Annotated in this window: 13 protein-coding genes; 5 read left to right on the top strand and 8 right to left on the bottom strand. The window is 59.0% G+C overall.

Annotated features, from left to right (window positions below; translation table 11 throughout):
* Positions 1 to 7 precede the first annotated feature (7 nt).
* A complete protein-coding gene (locus DIT72_RS10980; RefSeq protein ID WP_206081095.1) occupies positions 8 to 1,393 on the top strand; it encodes a PhoH family protein in 1,386 nt (461 codons plus the stop codon).
* A 36-nt stretch (positions 1,394 to 1,429) separates the two neighbouring features.
* Here the strand turns inward: DIT72_RS10980 and DIT72_RS10975 are convergent, their stop codons facing one another.
* Genes DIT72_RS10975 through DIT72_RS10960 form a run of 4 tightly spaced genes read right to left on the bottom strand, consistent with a single transcriptional unit; the run spans position 1,430 to position 4,337 of the window.
* Entirely contained in the window at positions 1,430 to 1,852 is a 423-nt protein-coding gene (locus DIT72_RS10975) for a secondary thiamine-phosphate synthase enzyme YjbQ (protein WP_135955287.1), read from the bottom strand.
* Between the two features lie 16 nt (positions 1,853 to 1,868).
* Complete coding sequence (locus DIT72_RS10970; protein WP_135955286.1) at positions 1,869 to 2,936, bottom strand: succinylglutamate desuccinylase/aspartoacylase family protein; 1,068 nt, start codon at positions 2,934 to 2,936, stop codon at positions 1,869 to 1,871.
* Position 2,937: 1 nt separating this feature from the next.
* Positions 2,938 to 3,843, bottom strand: a complete 906-nt coding sequence (gene rimK / locus DIT72_RS10965) for a 30S ribosomal protein S6--L-glutamate ligase (protein WP_135955285.1) — start codon at positions 3,841 to 3,843, stop codon at positions 2,938 to 2,940.
* A complete protein-coding gene (locus DIT72_RS10960) occupies positions 3,840 to 4,337 on the bottom strand; it encodes an ATP-dependent zinc protease family protein (protein ID WP_135955284.1) in 498 nt (165 codons plus the stop codon). Before DIT72_RS10960 ends, rimK begins: the two co-directional genes overlap by 4 nt.
* A gap of 132 nt (positions 4,338 to 4,469) precedes the next feature.
* Between DIT72_RS10960 and phrB the strand changes: the two genes are divergently transcribed.
* Positions 4,470 to 5,870 (top strand): deoxyribodipyrimidine photo-lyase, encoded by a 1,401-nt coding sequence (phrB, locus tag DIT72_RS10955; protein WP_135955283.1) that lies wholly within the window; start codon positions 4,470 to 4,472, stop codon positions 5,868 to 5,870.
* Between the two features lie 121 nt (positions 5,871 to 5,991).
* On the opposite strand, the gene DIT72_RS10950 is transcribed toward phrB, so the two are convergent.
* From DIT72_RS10950 to hemA, 4 genes are read right to left on the bottom strand one after another with little or no spacing between them, the layout of a single operon-like run.
* Positions 5,992 to 6,741: a HesA/MoeB/ThiF family protein gene (locus DIT72_RS10950; RefSeq protein WP_135955488.1), complete on the bottom strand. Its 750-nt coding sequence runs from the start codon at positions 6,739 to 6,741 to the stop codon at positions 5,992 to 5,994.
* The gene (gene prmC / locus DIT72_RS10945) at positions 6,731 to 7,579 is read right to left on the bottom strand and encodes a peptide chain release factor N(5)-glutamine methyltransferase (RefSeq protein WP_169450011.1); all 849 of its coding nucleotides are present in this window, start codon (positions 7,577 to 7,579) and stop codon (positions 6,731 to 6,733) included. Before prmC ends, DIT72_RS10950 begins: the two co-directional genes overlap by 11 nt.
* Entirely contained in the window at positions 7,572 to 8,657 is a 1,086-nt protein-coding gene (gene prfA / locus DIT72_RS10940) for a peptide chain release factor 1 (RefSeq protein WP_135955282.1), read from the bottom strand. Before prfA ends, prmC begins: the two co-directional genes overlap by 8 nt.
* The gene (gene hemA, locus DIT72_RS10935; protein ID WP_135955281.1) at positions 8,654 to 9,943 is read right to left on the bottom strand and encodes a glutamyl-tRNA reductase; all 1,290 of its coding nucleotides are present in this window, start codon (positions 9,941 to 9,943) and stop codon (positions 8,654 to 8,656) included. Before hemA ends, prfA begins: the two co-directional genes overlap by 4 nt.
* A gap of 231 nt (positions 9,944 to 10,174) precedes the next feature.
* Here hemA and DIT72_RS10930 point away from each other — a divergent pair, with 231 nt between their 5' ends.
* Genes DIT72_RS10930 through ispE form a run of 3 tightly spaced genes read left to right on the top strand, consistent with a single transcriptional unit; the run spans position 10,175 to position 13,424 of the window.
* Positions 10,175 to 11,935: a tetratricopeptide repeat protein gene (locus tag DIT72_RS10930; protein WP_135955280.1), complete on the top strand. Its 1,761-nt coding sequence runs from the start codon at positions 10,175 to 10,177 to the stop codon at positions 11,933 to 11,935.
* The gene (lolB, locus tag DIT72_RS10925) at positions 11,926 to 12,570 is read left to right on the top strand and encodes a lipoprotein insertase outer membrane protein LolB (protein ID WP_407657978.1); all 645 of its coding nucleotides are present in this window, start codon (positions 11,926 to 11,928) and stop codon (positions 12,568 to 12,570) included. The genes DIT72_RS10930 and lolB overlap by 10 nt, the downstream gene beginning before the upstream one ends.
* Positions 12,564 to 13,424, top strand: coding sequence for a 4-(cytidine 5'-diphospho)-2-C-methyl-D-erythritol kinase (ispE, locus tag DIT72_RS10920; protein WP_135955486.1), 861 nt, complete (start codon positions 12,564 to 12,566; stop codon positions 13,422 to 13,424). Before lolB ends, ispE begins: the two co-directional genes overlap by 7 nt.
* The last annotated feature ends 6 nt before the right edge of the window (positions 13,425 to 13,430 follow it).

Below are 13,430 nucleotides of genomic sequence, written 5' to 3'. Positions count from 1 at the left end.
GCACCCTATGCCAAGAGCACCGCAGGCTCGCAGAAAGATGTATGTCCTCGACACCAACGTCCTCATCCACGACCCGAACGCCCTCCTGAATTTTGAAGAACACGATGTCATCATCCCGATGACGGTCCTCGAAGAACTCGACAGCCTTAAATCCGGCAAGCAGGCGGTCGCCGCTGACTGCCGCCAGGCGATTCGCAATATTGATAAATTGCTGGGCGACGCCAGCCCGGGAGAAATCGAGAAAGGCGTTCCCATCGTGCGCGCAAAAAAGGCAGAACCCCTGGGGGCCCTGTCAATACTGATGAGCACCGAACACCAGGATAACCACGGCCTGCCGGAGCATCTCAACGACAACAAGATTATCAACACCCTGGCGGCTCTGCAGTCCCGTCACAAGTCCCGGGATATCATCCTTGTCAGCAAAGACATCAACATGCGGCTGAAAGCCCGCGGCTTCGGCGTGGAAGCCCAGGACTACCACAACGACATGCTGCTGGACGACATCGACCTGCTGCCCAAGGGCTACAAGGAATTCCCCAACTCTTTCTGGGATACTATCGAGAAAGTGGAAACCGTCCAGCGGGAAGGCATCACCGAGCACCTTCTGCGCCGAGAGGGCGACCTGGCCAAACTGACCATCAACGAGTTTGTGATTGACGAACAGGGCTTTGTCGGCAAGGTGTCCGATGTCAGCGACGACCGGATTATTATTCGTGACCTGTACCAGCATGACCTGATGAACGAGGAAGTCTGGGGCCTGGTGCCACGGGATATCTACCAGGCCATCGCCCTGAACCTGCTGCTGGACCCGGACATCCACCTTGTAAACCTTACCGGTTCCGCCGGTTCCGGCAAAACCATACTGGCACTGGCCGCCTGTATCGAGATGACGGTTGCCAGCAAGATCTACAAACGGATTATTGCCACCCGCAGTACCCAGGGTCTTGACGAGGATATCGGCTTCCTGCCCGGCACCGAGGCCGAGAAAATGGAACCCTGGCTGGGCGCCATCGTGGACAACCTGGAAGCTCTCCACGAAGATGACGAGAACATGACCGCAAGTGTGGATTACATCCTCAGCAAGGTGCCTCTGCACTTCAAGTCCATGAATTACATCCGCGGTCGCAGCTTCCAGCACAGCCTGATCATCATCGACGAATCCCAGAACCTGACACCGCACCAGATCAAGACCATTATCACCCGCGCCGGCAATGGCTCCAAAGTGATCTGCCTGGGCAATCTCGCGCAGATCGACACGCCGTACCTGAGCGCCCTGAGCTCGGGCCTGACCTACATGACCGAACGCTTCAAGACCTTCCGTCATGGCGGGCATATCCACTTGCAGGGTGTGCCAAGGTCGGTGCTGGCAGAGTATGCCGAAGCCAATCTTTGATTTCAGGGTTCCTGGCGACCCTTACAGGGGGGCTCATTACCGCCCCTGGAGTGTCGCCACAATGCGTCGGCTACCGGCGTTATCACGGTGCTCGCACAGATAGATTCCCTGCCAGGTGCCCAGAGCCAGGTGCCCGTCATTCACCGGAATGGTGAGCGACGGGCCTACCAGAACGCTCTTGATGTGGGCAGGCATATCATCGGGGCCTTCCATGGTGTGCTCATAGTGGGGGGCATTCTCCGGCACCATCGCGTTGAAATGCCGCTCCAGGTCACCGCGCACGTCCGGATCGGCATTTTCGTTGATGGCCAGGGAGGCCGAGGTATGCTGGATGAACAGGTGCAGCAGCCCCACCTCACAATTCTGCAGCGCGGGCGCCTGGGCCAGAATTTCGTTGGTGACCAGGTGGAACCCCCTCGGCAGGGGCGCCAGTTCGATAAAGGTCTGATCCCAGATCATGGTTAGTGTCCCTTCATTATCTCTGCCGGTCGTCCCAGGGGTGAACGGGAATCATATCGTCGCCCACATCCCCTTCGTAGCTGCTGCGAAAATAATCCATGGCCTTTTCTGCCTCGCTCAGTTCATCGAACCGGGCGATGTGATAGATCGCCTCACCCTCGTTAACCAGTGGCAGATTGTTTACACAGATCACAATGCCGGAGCAGGGTGAAAGTACGGCGGTTTCGGACTCTCCAAACGGGTCTGCCACCATGGCCAGTTTCTGGCCTTTGCGTACCTTCTGGCCCAGGCTTGCCACGGGGCGCATGATGCCGTCTGTATCTGTCCTTACCCACTGAGAGTTGGCAGCGGTTTCCGAGCGCTTTCTTGGTGCCTTGGGACCTTTCTTTGCGGGTATCATTTCCAGTTCCCGCATCACCCGGATCACACCTTTCACGCCGCTTGAGATTACTACATCGTCAAACCGCAGGGCTTCACCGCCCTCGAAGGTCACCACCGGAATATCCTGGGAATCAGCGTAGGCCCGCAGGCTGCCTTCCCGCAGGCTGGCATTGATGATAATCGGCGCCCCGAACGCTTCCGCCATGCGGATGGTTTCCGGGTTCTTCAGCTCGGCGCGAATCTGCGGCAGATTGAAACGGTGTATGGCTCCGGTGTGCAAGTCGATAATATGGGTGACATTTTCCATGATCTGGGTGCGTAGCAGGTAGGCGATGCGCCCGCCCAGGGAGCCGGATTCACTTCCCGGGAAACAGCGGTTCAGATCACGGCGGTCCGGCAGGTAGCGGGTACGTTGCACGAAGCCGAAGATATTGACGATCGGCACCGCCACCAGTGTGCCCCGCAGGTGACGCAGGGCGGAATTGGTCAGCACCCGGCGCACAATCTCTACACCGTTGATTTCATCCCCGTGAATCGCACCGCACACCATCAGTACCGGGCCGCCGCGCCGACCATGTACCACTTCGACAGGAACATGGAGCGGCGTATGGGTATACAGCTTGGCAACCGGTATTTCCACCGTCTGCCGGGTGCCAGCCCCGATTTCGTTGCCGGCCATGATAAAGGGCGCCCTGGCGGCCATCTCAGCCCCTCCCCTTGGTGCGCGTCTTCCAGGGCTGCTGGTTCTTTTCGGTCCAGGTCATGATCATGCCAGCCACGTTCTTGCCGGTGGCGTTTTCAATACCTTCCAGGCCCGGCGAGGAATTTACCTCCATCACCAGGGGGCCGCGGCTGGAGCGCAGCAGATCCACACCTGCCACGTTCAGCCCCATGGACTTGGCCGCAGTAATCGCTGTGCGACGCTCTTCCGGTGTGATGCGAATCAGTGATGCAGTGCCCCCCCGGTGCAGGTTGGAACGGAATTCTCCTTCGCCACCCTGGCGCTTCATGGCTGCAATCACCTTGTCACCAATAACAAAACAGCGGATATCGGCGCCGCCGGCTTCCTTGATGAACTCCTGCACCAGAATGTCGGCTTTCAGGCCCATAAAGGCCTCAATCACGCTTTCGGCAGCCTTGCGGGTTTCCGCCAGCACCACGCCGATGCCCTGGGTGCCCTGTAGCAACTTGATCACAACCGGCGCACCACCCACCATTTTCAGCAGTTCCGGCACGTTATCCGGTTTGTTGGCGAAGCCGGTCACCGGCATGCCCACGCCCTTCCGGGCCAGCAGCTGCAGTGAACGCAGCTTGTCACGGGAACGGGTAATGGCCACAGACTCGTTGACCGGGAAAACGCCCATCATCTCGAATTGCCGCAACACCGCGGTGCCGTAGAAGGTTACCGACGCACCAATACGGGGAACCACTACATCAAAGTCTTCCAGTACTTCTTCGTGGTAGTGGATTCTCGGGTCTGCGGAGGTAATGTTCATGGAGCAGTGCAGGCAGTCAATCACCTTCACTTCATGGCCCCGGTTAACGCCCTCTTCCACCAGACGACGTGTCGAGTAGAGATGACGGTTACGCGACAGAATCGCAATCTTCATTTTTTCGTCCTTAGGGCCGGTTCACCGGCAAGATATGAGCATTCAGGAAGTACAATGGCGCGCCCGGCCATTGCCGTGCGGCCAAGCAGCATACGAAAACGCATGGAGTCACGGTTGGTCAAGGTCATTTCAATAGGCCACTCGGTATCGCCGAGTACCAGACGGGTTTCAATCACCAGCCGCAGCTCTTTGTGGCCTCCGGAGTCCGACACGTTGCGTTCATCCAGCACCAGCGCATCGCATTCCACTACATGTTGCAGATCATTCTGCACCGGATGAACCCAGAAGCGGACCCGGCGCTCGCCATTCTCGGTATAGGGCTCCGTCCGGAAAGTGTGGAGGCACGAAGTACGGGCGCCAGTATCTACTTTTGCCTTGATGCGGGAAATGTCAAACTCCGGCAAGGCAACCCATTCACGCCAGCCCAGGGCCAGTTTTCCGTCGGTATTCGGTACTCGGCCGGCTTTGGCGGCTTCATCCGTTCTTGTCGGCATCCGGTTCTCCCTTGCTGGTTGCGGTTTCCGGCTCTTTGTCCATGATTTCTGTCATTAACTATAATCCAATCAGCATGTTCCAGCGAATATCCATCCGCCGCCATCAAACCCACACCGGATACAGGAAGCACAATGACTCAGCTCGTCTGGTTCCGAAACGACCTGCGCGTAGCCGATAACGCGGCGCTTACCGCTGCCTGTAAACAGCAGCAACCAGTACGCGCCTGCTTTATCGTGACTCCGCAGCAGTGGCGCGCGCACGACTGGTCACCCGCGCGTGTCCGTTTCGTGCTGGATCACGCCAACGCGCTGTCGGAGGAGCTGGCCGGACTGGGCATTGCGCTGTCGTTTATCACCGCCACAACCTTTACGGACAGCATTGAAAAGCTGAAGGATTTCTGCCGGCGCGAGAGTATCCGGCATGTTCACTTCAACGAGGAATACGGAGTTAACGAAAGACGCAGGGACAAAACCCTCAAACAGTCCTTCGACACCGACGGCATCGCAGTGAACAAGTACCGCGATCAGACCGTGGCACCCGTTGGCAGCATCCTGACCCAGCAGGAAGAGCCCTATTCCGTGTTCACGCCCTTCTCCCGCCGCTGGCGCAGCTGGATAGACGCGGCTCAGCCAACCCTGCTCCCTGTTCCAGAACCCGTCGGAGATGTCGTCGCGGCCGCCAGCTATGACGAGCCCCCCGAAGGATTCGATAGCCCTCCACCCCCGCTGGTGAAGACCGGCGAAGACGCGGCCCATCACCAGCTGCAGGCGTTCCTGGACAATCGCGCGGGTGACTACAGGAATCTTCGCGACCTGCCCTCAGTGGACGGCACCAGCCTGCTCTCACCCTACCTCGCCAACGGTGTACTGTCAGGCAGGCAATGCCTGATCGCCGCCCGCCAGCATCAGGGCATGGGCGGCAACCAGGAGGGCCTGGCCACCTGGACCAACGAAATCGCCTGGCGCGACTTCTACATCAATATTCTCTACCACTACCCGAGGGTAAGCATGCACCGGGCCTTCAAGCCAGAGACCGAGGCCCTGCAGTGGAATACCCCCGGAGAAAATTTCGAAGCCTGGAAAACCGGCAATACCGGCATCCCCATTGTGGATGCAGCCATGCGTCAGTTAAACCGGACTGGCTGGATGCATAACCGGCTGCGGATGATCACGGCCATGTTCCTCACCAAAAACCTGTTTATCGACTGGCGACTCGGTGAAGCCTATTTCATGTCAAAACTGGTAGACGGGTTTCTGGCTTCCAACAACGGCGGCTGGCAGTGGAGCGCTTCCACCGGCACTGATTCCGCGCCTTATTTCCGGGTGTTCAATCCGGCCACCCAGAGCCAACGGTTCGATCCGGACGGCGAGTTTATCCGCGAATACGTTCATGAGCTGGCAAAGCTGGATAACAAACGGATTCACCAGCCCTGGGCGGGCGGTGTTATTCCCGGAGGATATCCACGACCTATCGTTGACCTCAAAGAAAGCAGAAAGGAGGCAATTTCAAAGTTTCAGGCACTGAAGAGCTAGGGGGAACCAGCGGGCAGGCTCTGCAAAACCGTGCGGAGCCATGGATGGCGGAGCCGAGCGTACAGGGATGTATTCACAGCGTGTTTTGGCAGGGCCTGCCCGCTGGCTCCAGCTCCCAACGCTAAAGGCCTGAGCAGACCGGACAACCCGGGTCTCGTGTCAGTTTCATTTCCCGCCATTCCATTTCCCAGGCATCAAGGATCAGTAATCGGCCTGTCAGTGACTTGCCAATACCGGTAATTACCTTGATGGCTTCCATCGCCTGGGAGGCTCCGATCATGCCCACCAGAGGGCCAATCACCCCGGCTTCAGAACAGCTGAGGTCTTCGTTTCCCTGTTCGGAATAAAGGCAGTGATAGCAGGGGCTTGCCGCATCCCGAACGTCGTAAACGGCCAACTGCCCCTCGCCGCGGATGGCCGCACCCGATATCAACGGCACGCGAGCCGAAACACAGGCGCGGTTGAGGGCAAAGCGGGTACTGAAGTTGTCGGTGCAGTCGATGACCAGGGTTACCGACTTGACCTGCCGCTGCAGTTCGTTTCCTTCAAGCCGCTGGGGCAATGCAGTTACGGAAACCTCCGGATTAATCCGTCGTACACGGTCTGCCAGACGTTCGGCCTTGGATTCGCCAAGATCAAACTGCTCGAACGCGATCTGGCGCTGCAGGTTGGCTACTTCTACTTTGTCATCATCGACCAGAGTCAGATGGCCAACGCCGGCAGCGCCCAGATACAGGGCTACCGGGCAGCCCAGGCCACCTGCGCCAACGACCAGAACCTGTGCGGACTTCAACCTGGCCTGACCGGCAATGTCGAACCGGGGCATCAGTATCTGGCGGCTGTAACGCAGCAGTTCTTCATCATTCAGCACGATGCTTTCTCCCAATGGTAAGTCGGTCACGGCGGCCGTAGTCCTGGCGGGTTTCCACATCGGTCAATCCCGCATTACTGAAAAGCCGCTGCACTGCTTCGCCCTGTTCATAGCCATGTTCCAGTATCAGCCAGCCACCGGCTGAGAGCCTGGCTGGGGCCCCGGCTGTAATCCGCCGGATATCATCCAGGCCGTCGTCGCCGGCCACCAGTGCCGACTCTGGCTCAAACCGTACGTCGCCCTCGGCCAGGTGGACATCGTTGCCAGCAATGTAGGGGGGATTGGAAATGATCAGATCAAAAGAGCCGGCTGGCAAATCCGCAAACCAGTCGCTGCGCGCAACCGTCACCGGCAGGCCCAGGCGGGTGGCATTTTCGGTTGCCAGGTCCACGGCTTCGGTGACGGCGTCACAGGCGGCAACCTGCCAACCCGGCCGTTCACTGGCCAGGGCCAGCGCGATGGCACCCGTGCCCGTGCCCAGATCGAGCACCTTGGCGCTCTCTGGCAAATCCAGTAGCAGCGCGGCCTCTACCAGGCACTCGGTGTCGGGCCGGGGGATGAGTGTGAAGGGGGTCACCTTCAATGGCAGCGACCAGAATTCCTGTTCGCCCAGCAGGTGTGCCACCGGATGGCCTTCACAACGCTGATCTACAAGCGCACAAAAGCGGGCTACTTCAACGACACCCACCTCACGGTCGGGCCAGGCTCGGAAACTGGTCCGGGACGAGCCGGTCACATGACTGAGCAATAACTCGGCATCAAGGCGCGGGGTTTCGCCGCCGATAAGCGCAGCGGCGTCTTTCAACAGCGCCTCACAGGATAAAGCTGAGTCACTCATCAGCCAGCGAGGCCAGAAGGTCGGCCTGGTGTTCCTGCTGGAGGGGCGCGATGACAGCATCCAGGTCACCGGAAATCACCTCATCCAGCTTGTAGAGGGTCAGGTTGATGCGGTGGTCAGTCACCCGGCCCTGGGGGAAATTGTAGGTACGAATGCGCTCGGAGCGGTCACCACTGCCCACCAGGCTTTTGCGCGTTGCCGCCATGGTTTTCTGCTGCCGCTCGATTTCCTCATTCTGAAGCCGGGAAGCAAGAAAACTCATCGCCTTGGCCCGGTTTTTGTGCTGGGAGCGCTCTTCCTGGCACTCCACTACAATACCCGTGGGAATGTGGGTGATGCGAATGGCGGAGTCGGTCTTGTTGACATGCTGGCCGCCAGCACCGGAGGCACGAAAGGTGTCCACCCGCAGGTCGGACTTGTTAATCTCGACGGCCTCGGTTTCGTCCGCCTCCGGCATTACGGCCACCGTGCAGGCAGACGTATGGATACGCCCCTGGGACTCGGTTTCCGGCACCCGTTGCACGCGGTGGGCACCGGACTCGAATTTCAGGGCGCCGTAAACGCCGCTACCGGCAATGCGAACGATGATTTCCTTGTAGCCACCGTGTTCGCCTTCACTTTCACTGATGACTTCCACCTGCCAGCGCCGGCGCTCGGCGTAACGCATGTACATCTTGAACAGATCGCCGGCAAAGATGGCGGCTTCGTCGCCGCCGGTTCCGGCACGAATTTCCAGGAACACGTTCTTGCTGTCATTGGGGTCCTTTGGCAGCATCAGGCGCTGGAGTTCTTCGTCCAGTTCCCCGCTTTTCTGTTCCGCGAGGGTTAACTCTTCTTCTGCCATGGCCCGCATGTCGGCATCGCCATCCCGGGCCAGCTCGGTCGCTTCCTCTATATCCTCGCGCGACTTCTGCCAGGCCTGGAAACAGTGAACAATGGGCTCAATTTCGGCGAACTCCCTGGAAAGATCGCGGAATTTATCCTGATTGGCAATAGTATCCTGATCACTCAGCAACGCGCTGACTTCCTCGAAGCGGTCAGCGAGCTGCTCGAGGCGGGACTGAATCGATGACTTCATAGTTTTTCCGGGATGATGGGCGCGTCGGCATCCAGCGCATCAAGCTGGTGCAACTCTCTGAGCCATTGGGTGACTTCCATTCTGCCTTCCGTTGTCGCCTTGCGAACCTGGATGGAGGGTTCGTGGAGCAGCTTGTTGGTCAGCCCCCGGGCCATGCCCCGCAAAACGGTCTCCGGGTCGGCACCGTTACGCAGGGCGCGGATCGCCTTCTCGGTCTCCGCATCCCGCAGGGTTTCTGCGCGCTGGCGGAACTGTTTGAGGGTAGACACCGCATCAAGTGCCCGCAGCTGGCTGAGAAACTGCTGTACGCCATCAGTTACCAGGTTTTCAGCTTCCCGGGCGGCCCCCTCACGGGAGCGCACATTCTCTTCAATGACCTGTCGCAGGTCATCAACGGTATAGAGGTAGACATCTGCAAGCGAACTGACTTCCGGCTCGATATCTCTGGGAACAGCGATATCCACCATGAAATAGGGACGATGCTTGCGCTTTTTCAGTGCCCGCTCTACCGCGCCCTTGCCCAGAATCGGCAACGGGCTGGCGGTGGACGAAATAATGATATCCACATCGGCCAGGTGCTCGGGAATCTCCGAGAGCAGAATGCCTTTGCCACCCCGGGGCTCCGCCAGCGCCTGAGCGCGTTCCAGGGTACGGTTAGCCACCAGAAAACTGTTTACGCCGGCATCCGCCAGATGCCGGGAAACCAGTTCAATGGTTTTGCCGGCGCCAATCAGCAACGCCTTGTTGCGGGACATGTCTGCAAAAATATGATGAGCCATGCTGACTGCAGCGTAAGCCACTGACACAGGGTTCTCGCCGATCGCTGTCTGGGTGCGTATCCGCTTGGCAACGGAGAAGGTATGCTCGAACAGGCGCGAAAGGAAGGCGCCGCTGGCGTCATGCTCGCGGGCCATGGCATAGGCATCCTTGAGCTGACCCAGAATCTGCGGCTCACCCAGCACCATGGAGTCCAGGCCGGCGGCAACCCGCATCATATGGCGTACGGCGTCCGAGTCCCGGTGAACATAGAGCACTTCTTCCAGGTCCCCTGCCTCCATGCTGTGAAATCCCGCAAGCCAACGCAGCACGGCGGGCGCACAATCATCGTCACCGGCAAGGTAAAGTTCAGTGCGGTTGCAGGTCGACAGAATGGCAGCCTCGCTGGCACCAGAAGTGGCGCGCAGTTCGGCAAAGGCCTCTGCCATTCGCTCGGGAGTGAACGCGACGCGCTCACGTAACTCGACCGGTGCGGTACGATGGTTGATTCCGAGAGTGACCAGTGCCATATCGGGATTAGACTGCCTTATGCCTGAAGACGGAGTATTAAAGCCATTTTAACGGTCACGGACGTCTGTCGCCACCCAAAACCACAGTGATATCGGGAACTGCTGACAGGTTGGGCAATATCAGGCGCTTGTGCCATCATAGAACCTCGTTGCTTTACGCCACATCTGAGACTGCCGCCAGAGTCATTCCCGGCCGATCAGGTGCACTGTACACAGATCATGGGATGTTGCATGCAAAAGTCTGCATTACTGCTTGTTACCTGCCTGTTCGGGCTTTCCCTGTCCGGCTGCGCTTTTCTCCAGGGCGATCAGGAGCAGCAATCCGACACGTCGCCGGCGGATACCGCAAACACCGAACCAGCGGCGCAAAAGGATCAGAAACCGGAAATCCGCTACGCCGATTTCGAGCCGGAGGAACTCTATCTGCTCCTCTCGGGCGAGATTGCGGCCCAGCGTGGCCGCTTTGATGTCACTCTTGTCAACTACATGAAAGCGGCGCAGCAATCCCGAGACAGGGCGGTGATCGAGAGAACCATGCGCATTGCCCAGTCCCTCAACGCCGACAATGCCCAGCAAAAACTGGCCGAGTTATGGCTGGACGTGGACCCAGACAACATGCAGGCGCACCGGATCTCCGCTATCCAGGCGGTGAAAAACAACGACCTGGAAACTGCCCTGGGCCATATGGAGCGCATCATGGACCTGGGCGGCGATGCAGACTTTGACAGTCTGGCCGCAATGGCCGGCAGCCTGCCACCAGAGCAACAACAGGAACTGCTGCAGCTCTACCGGCAGATGGAGCAGCGGCATCCTGACAACCCCGAGCTCCAGTACAGTATCGCGCTGCTGTTGAAGGTCACCGGCGAACCCCGGCAGGCTCTCGACAAACTAGCGCCCCTGCTCGACGAGGAGCCCGACTTCCAGCCAGCACTGGTTCTCAAGGGAGACCTGCTATACCAGGTCGGCGAGAAGCACCGGGCACTGGACCATCTGTTGCGCAACACCCGGCGCTTTCCCGACAACCGCCAGATGGGCACACTCTATGGCCGCATGCTGATTGGCGAAGGTGAGCTGCAGGCAGCCCAGGATGAATTCAGCAGGCTGGTCAGGCGTTTCCCCGACGTACCCGGCCTGCGCCTTTCACACGCACTGGTGGCGCTTGAAAATGGCCAGACCGATCTCGCCGAGGAAGAGCTGACCCGGCTGATCGAGCAGGGCCATCACACTGATGAAGCCCACTACTACCTGGGCCGGATTGCCGACGAAGAAAACAACACCGAGCAGGCTATCGGCTTCTACAACAATGTAAAACAAGGTAATTACTATTTCCCTGCCCTGGCGCGGGCCAGCGAACTCATGGCGGAACAGGGCGATCTTGACAAAGCACTGGCCGCAATCCGTGAGTTGCGAAACAACAACCCCGCGCAGGAAGAGAACTTCCATCTGCTGGAAATCAACCTGCTGCTGGACCAGGAAAAGAACCAGCAGGCGCTGGAAGCCGCCAACAAAGCGCTGGAAGACTACCCGGACAATGTCCGCATCCGCTACGCACGGGCCATGCTGCTGGATTCCATGGGCCAGCCACAGCAGGCAGAGGCAGACCTGAAAAAGATCATCGACGAGCAACCGCAGAATGCTGTCGCTCTCAACGCTCTGGGCTATATCATCACTACTCGCTCGGACCGCTACGCCGAAGCCCGGGATTACATTGAGCGGGCACTGGAGATCGACCCGGAAAATCCTGCCATCCTCGACAGCATGGGCTGGGTACTCTATCAACAGGGCGAAATCGAAAAGGCGCTCGAGTACCTGTCCCGCGCCTGGGAGGCCTTTACCGATCCGGAAGTGGCCGCCCACTTCGGCGAAGTACTGTGGAAGACCGGTGAACAGGAACAGGCCCGCATTGTCTGGGAGGAAGGCTTTGACCAGGACCCGGACCACCCGATATTGATCGAGACCGTTGAGAGGCTGACGGGGGAGCAATCCCTGTGAGGTCAGCGGCCATTGCCCTGACGTTCTCCGCCCTTATCATGGGCGGCTGCACCTCCCTGCAGGTCGATCCTTTGCCGGAAGGCCTGACAGAGCAACCCCCTTCGGGCTGGAGTGAAGAACGCGCGCGCCTGCAACAATTCCAGCAGTGGGAGCTCAGCGGGAAACTTGCCGTCAGGCAGCCGTCAGACAGCGGTACTGCCGTGATCAATTACTGGAAGCAGGACGGGGAAGCCTACGAACTGGCCCTGTCCTCGTCGTTCCTGGGCATGGGCCGCACCACTCTGGAAGGCGTTCCCGGCTTCATAGAACTCACCCTCCCTGGTGGCGACCGGTATCAGTCCGGTGATCCGGAAGCCCTGATTGAGGCTGCCACTGGCTGGCAACTACCGATCAACAGCCTGACCTGGTGGATTCGCGGGCTGCCCGGTCCTGACGGTGATTTCCGCCTGTTTTTCGATGACCAGGAGCAGCTTGCCGTGATCCGCCAGCAGGGCTGGGAAATCCGCTATGACCGGTGGCAACCGTTCATCGAAGGCTACCCGCCGCTGCCTGCCCGACTGACAGCCGTCAAGGGCGAAAAGCGTGTAAGGCTGGTGGTAAGCAACTGGCACGAGCGCAACGGGGAAGTCTGGTGAACGACCTGGTACTGCCCTCCCCTGCAAAGCTGAACCTGTTCCTGCACATCCTTGGCCAGCGCCCGGATGGCTACCATGAACTGCAAACCCTGTTTCAGTTCCTTGATTATGGCGACACGATCACCCTGAGGCCCCGCACCGACAGGCGGATAGTGCTGGAGCAACCCGTGCCCGGCGTGCCTGATGAGGACAACCTCGTTGTCCGCGCTGCCCGGCAACTGGCGGCTACCACCAACAACACAGTTGCCGGTGTGAGTATTACCATCGACAAACAATTACCCCTCGGGGGAGGCCTGGGCGGCGGCAGCTCCAATGCAGCCACTACACTGCTGGGGCTGAACCACCTGTGGCGGCTCAACCGCTCATCCGACCAGCTGGCAGAGCTGGGCCTGGCCCTGGGTGCCGACGTGCCGGTCTTCGTGCACGGGCATGCTGCCTGGGGCGAAGGTGTGGGTGAACGGCTGACCGACGCCAATCCCCCTGAAGACTGGTTTGTGGTTATAAAACCACCATGCGATATAAGCACCAAAGAGATTTTTTCCCAGCAAGGCTTGACAAGGGATACCCCCGGAATCAAAATAGCGCCCGCTTTTGAGGGAGACGCCTCGAGGTACCGAAACGACTGTGAGGATGTAGTTCGAAGACTGTATCCTGAGGTTCATCGAAGCCTGGAATGGCTTGCACAATTCGGACCTGCAAGATTAACCGGAACCGGGGCTTGCATATTTGGACGTTTCCCGACAGAATCCGCAGCCCGGATTATCTGGGAAAGCAAACCCTCCGGCATCAAGGGGTTCGTGGCTAAAGGGGTGAACATTTCACCACTTCACAAAAAGCTGACAGAGCTGAAATGATGCCAA

It is taken from the genome of Marinobacter orientalis (assembly GCF_004792665.1).
GTDB classification, from domain to species: domain Bacteria; phylum Pseudomonadota; class Gammaproteobacteria; order Pseudomonadales; family Oleiphilaceae; genus Marinobacter; species Marinobacter orientalis.
The sequence above is the reverse complement of the archived record's forward strand: the minus strand, read 5'-3'. Positions and strand labels throughout refer to the sequence as shown.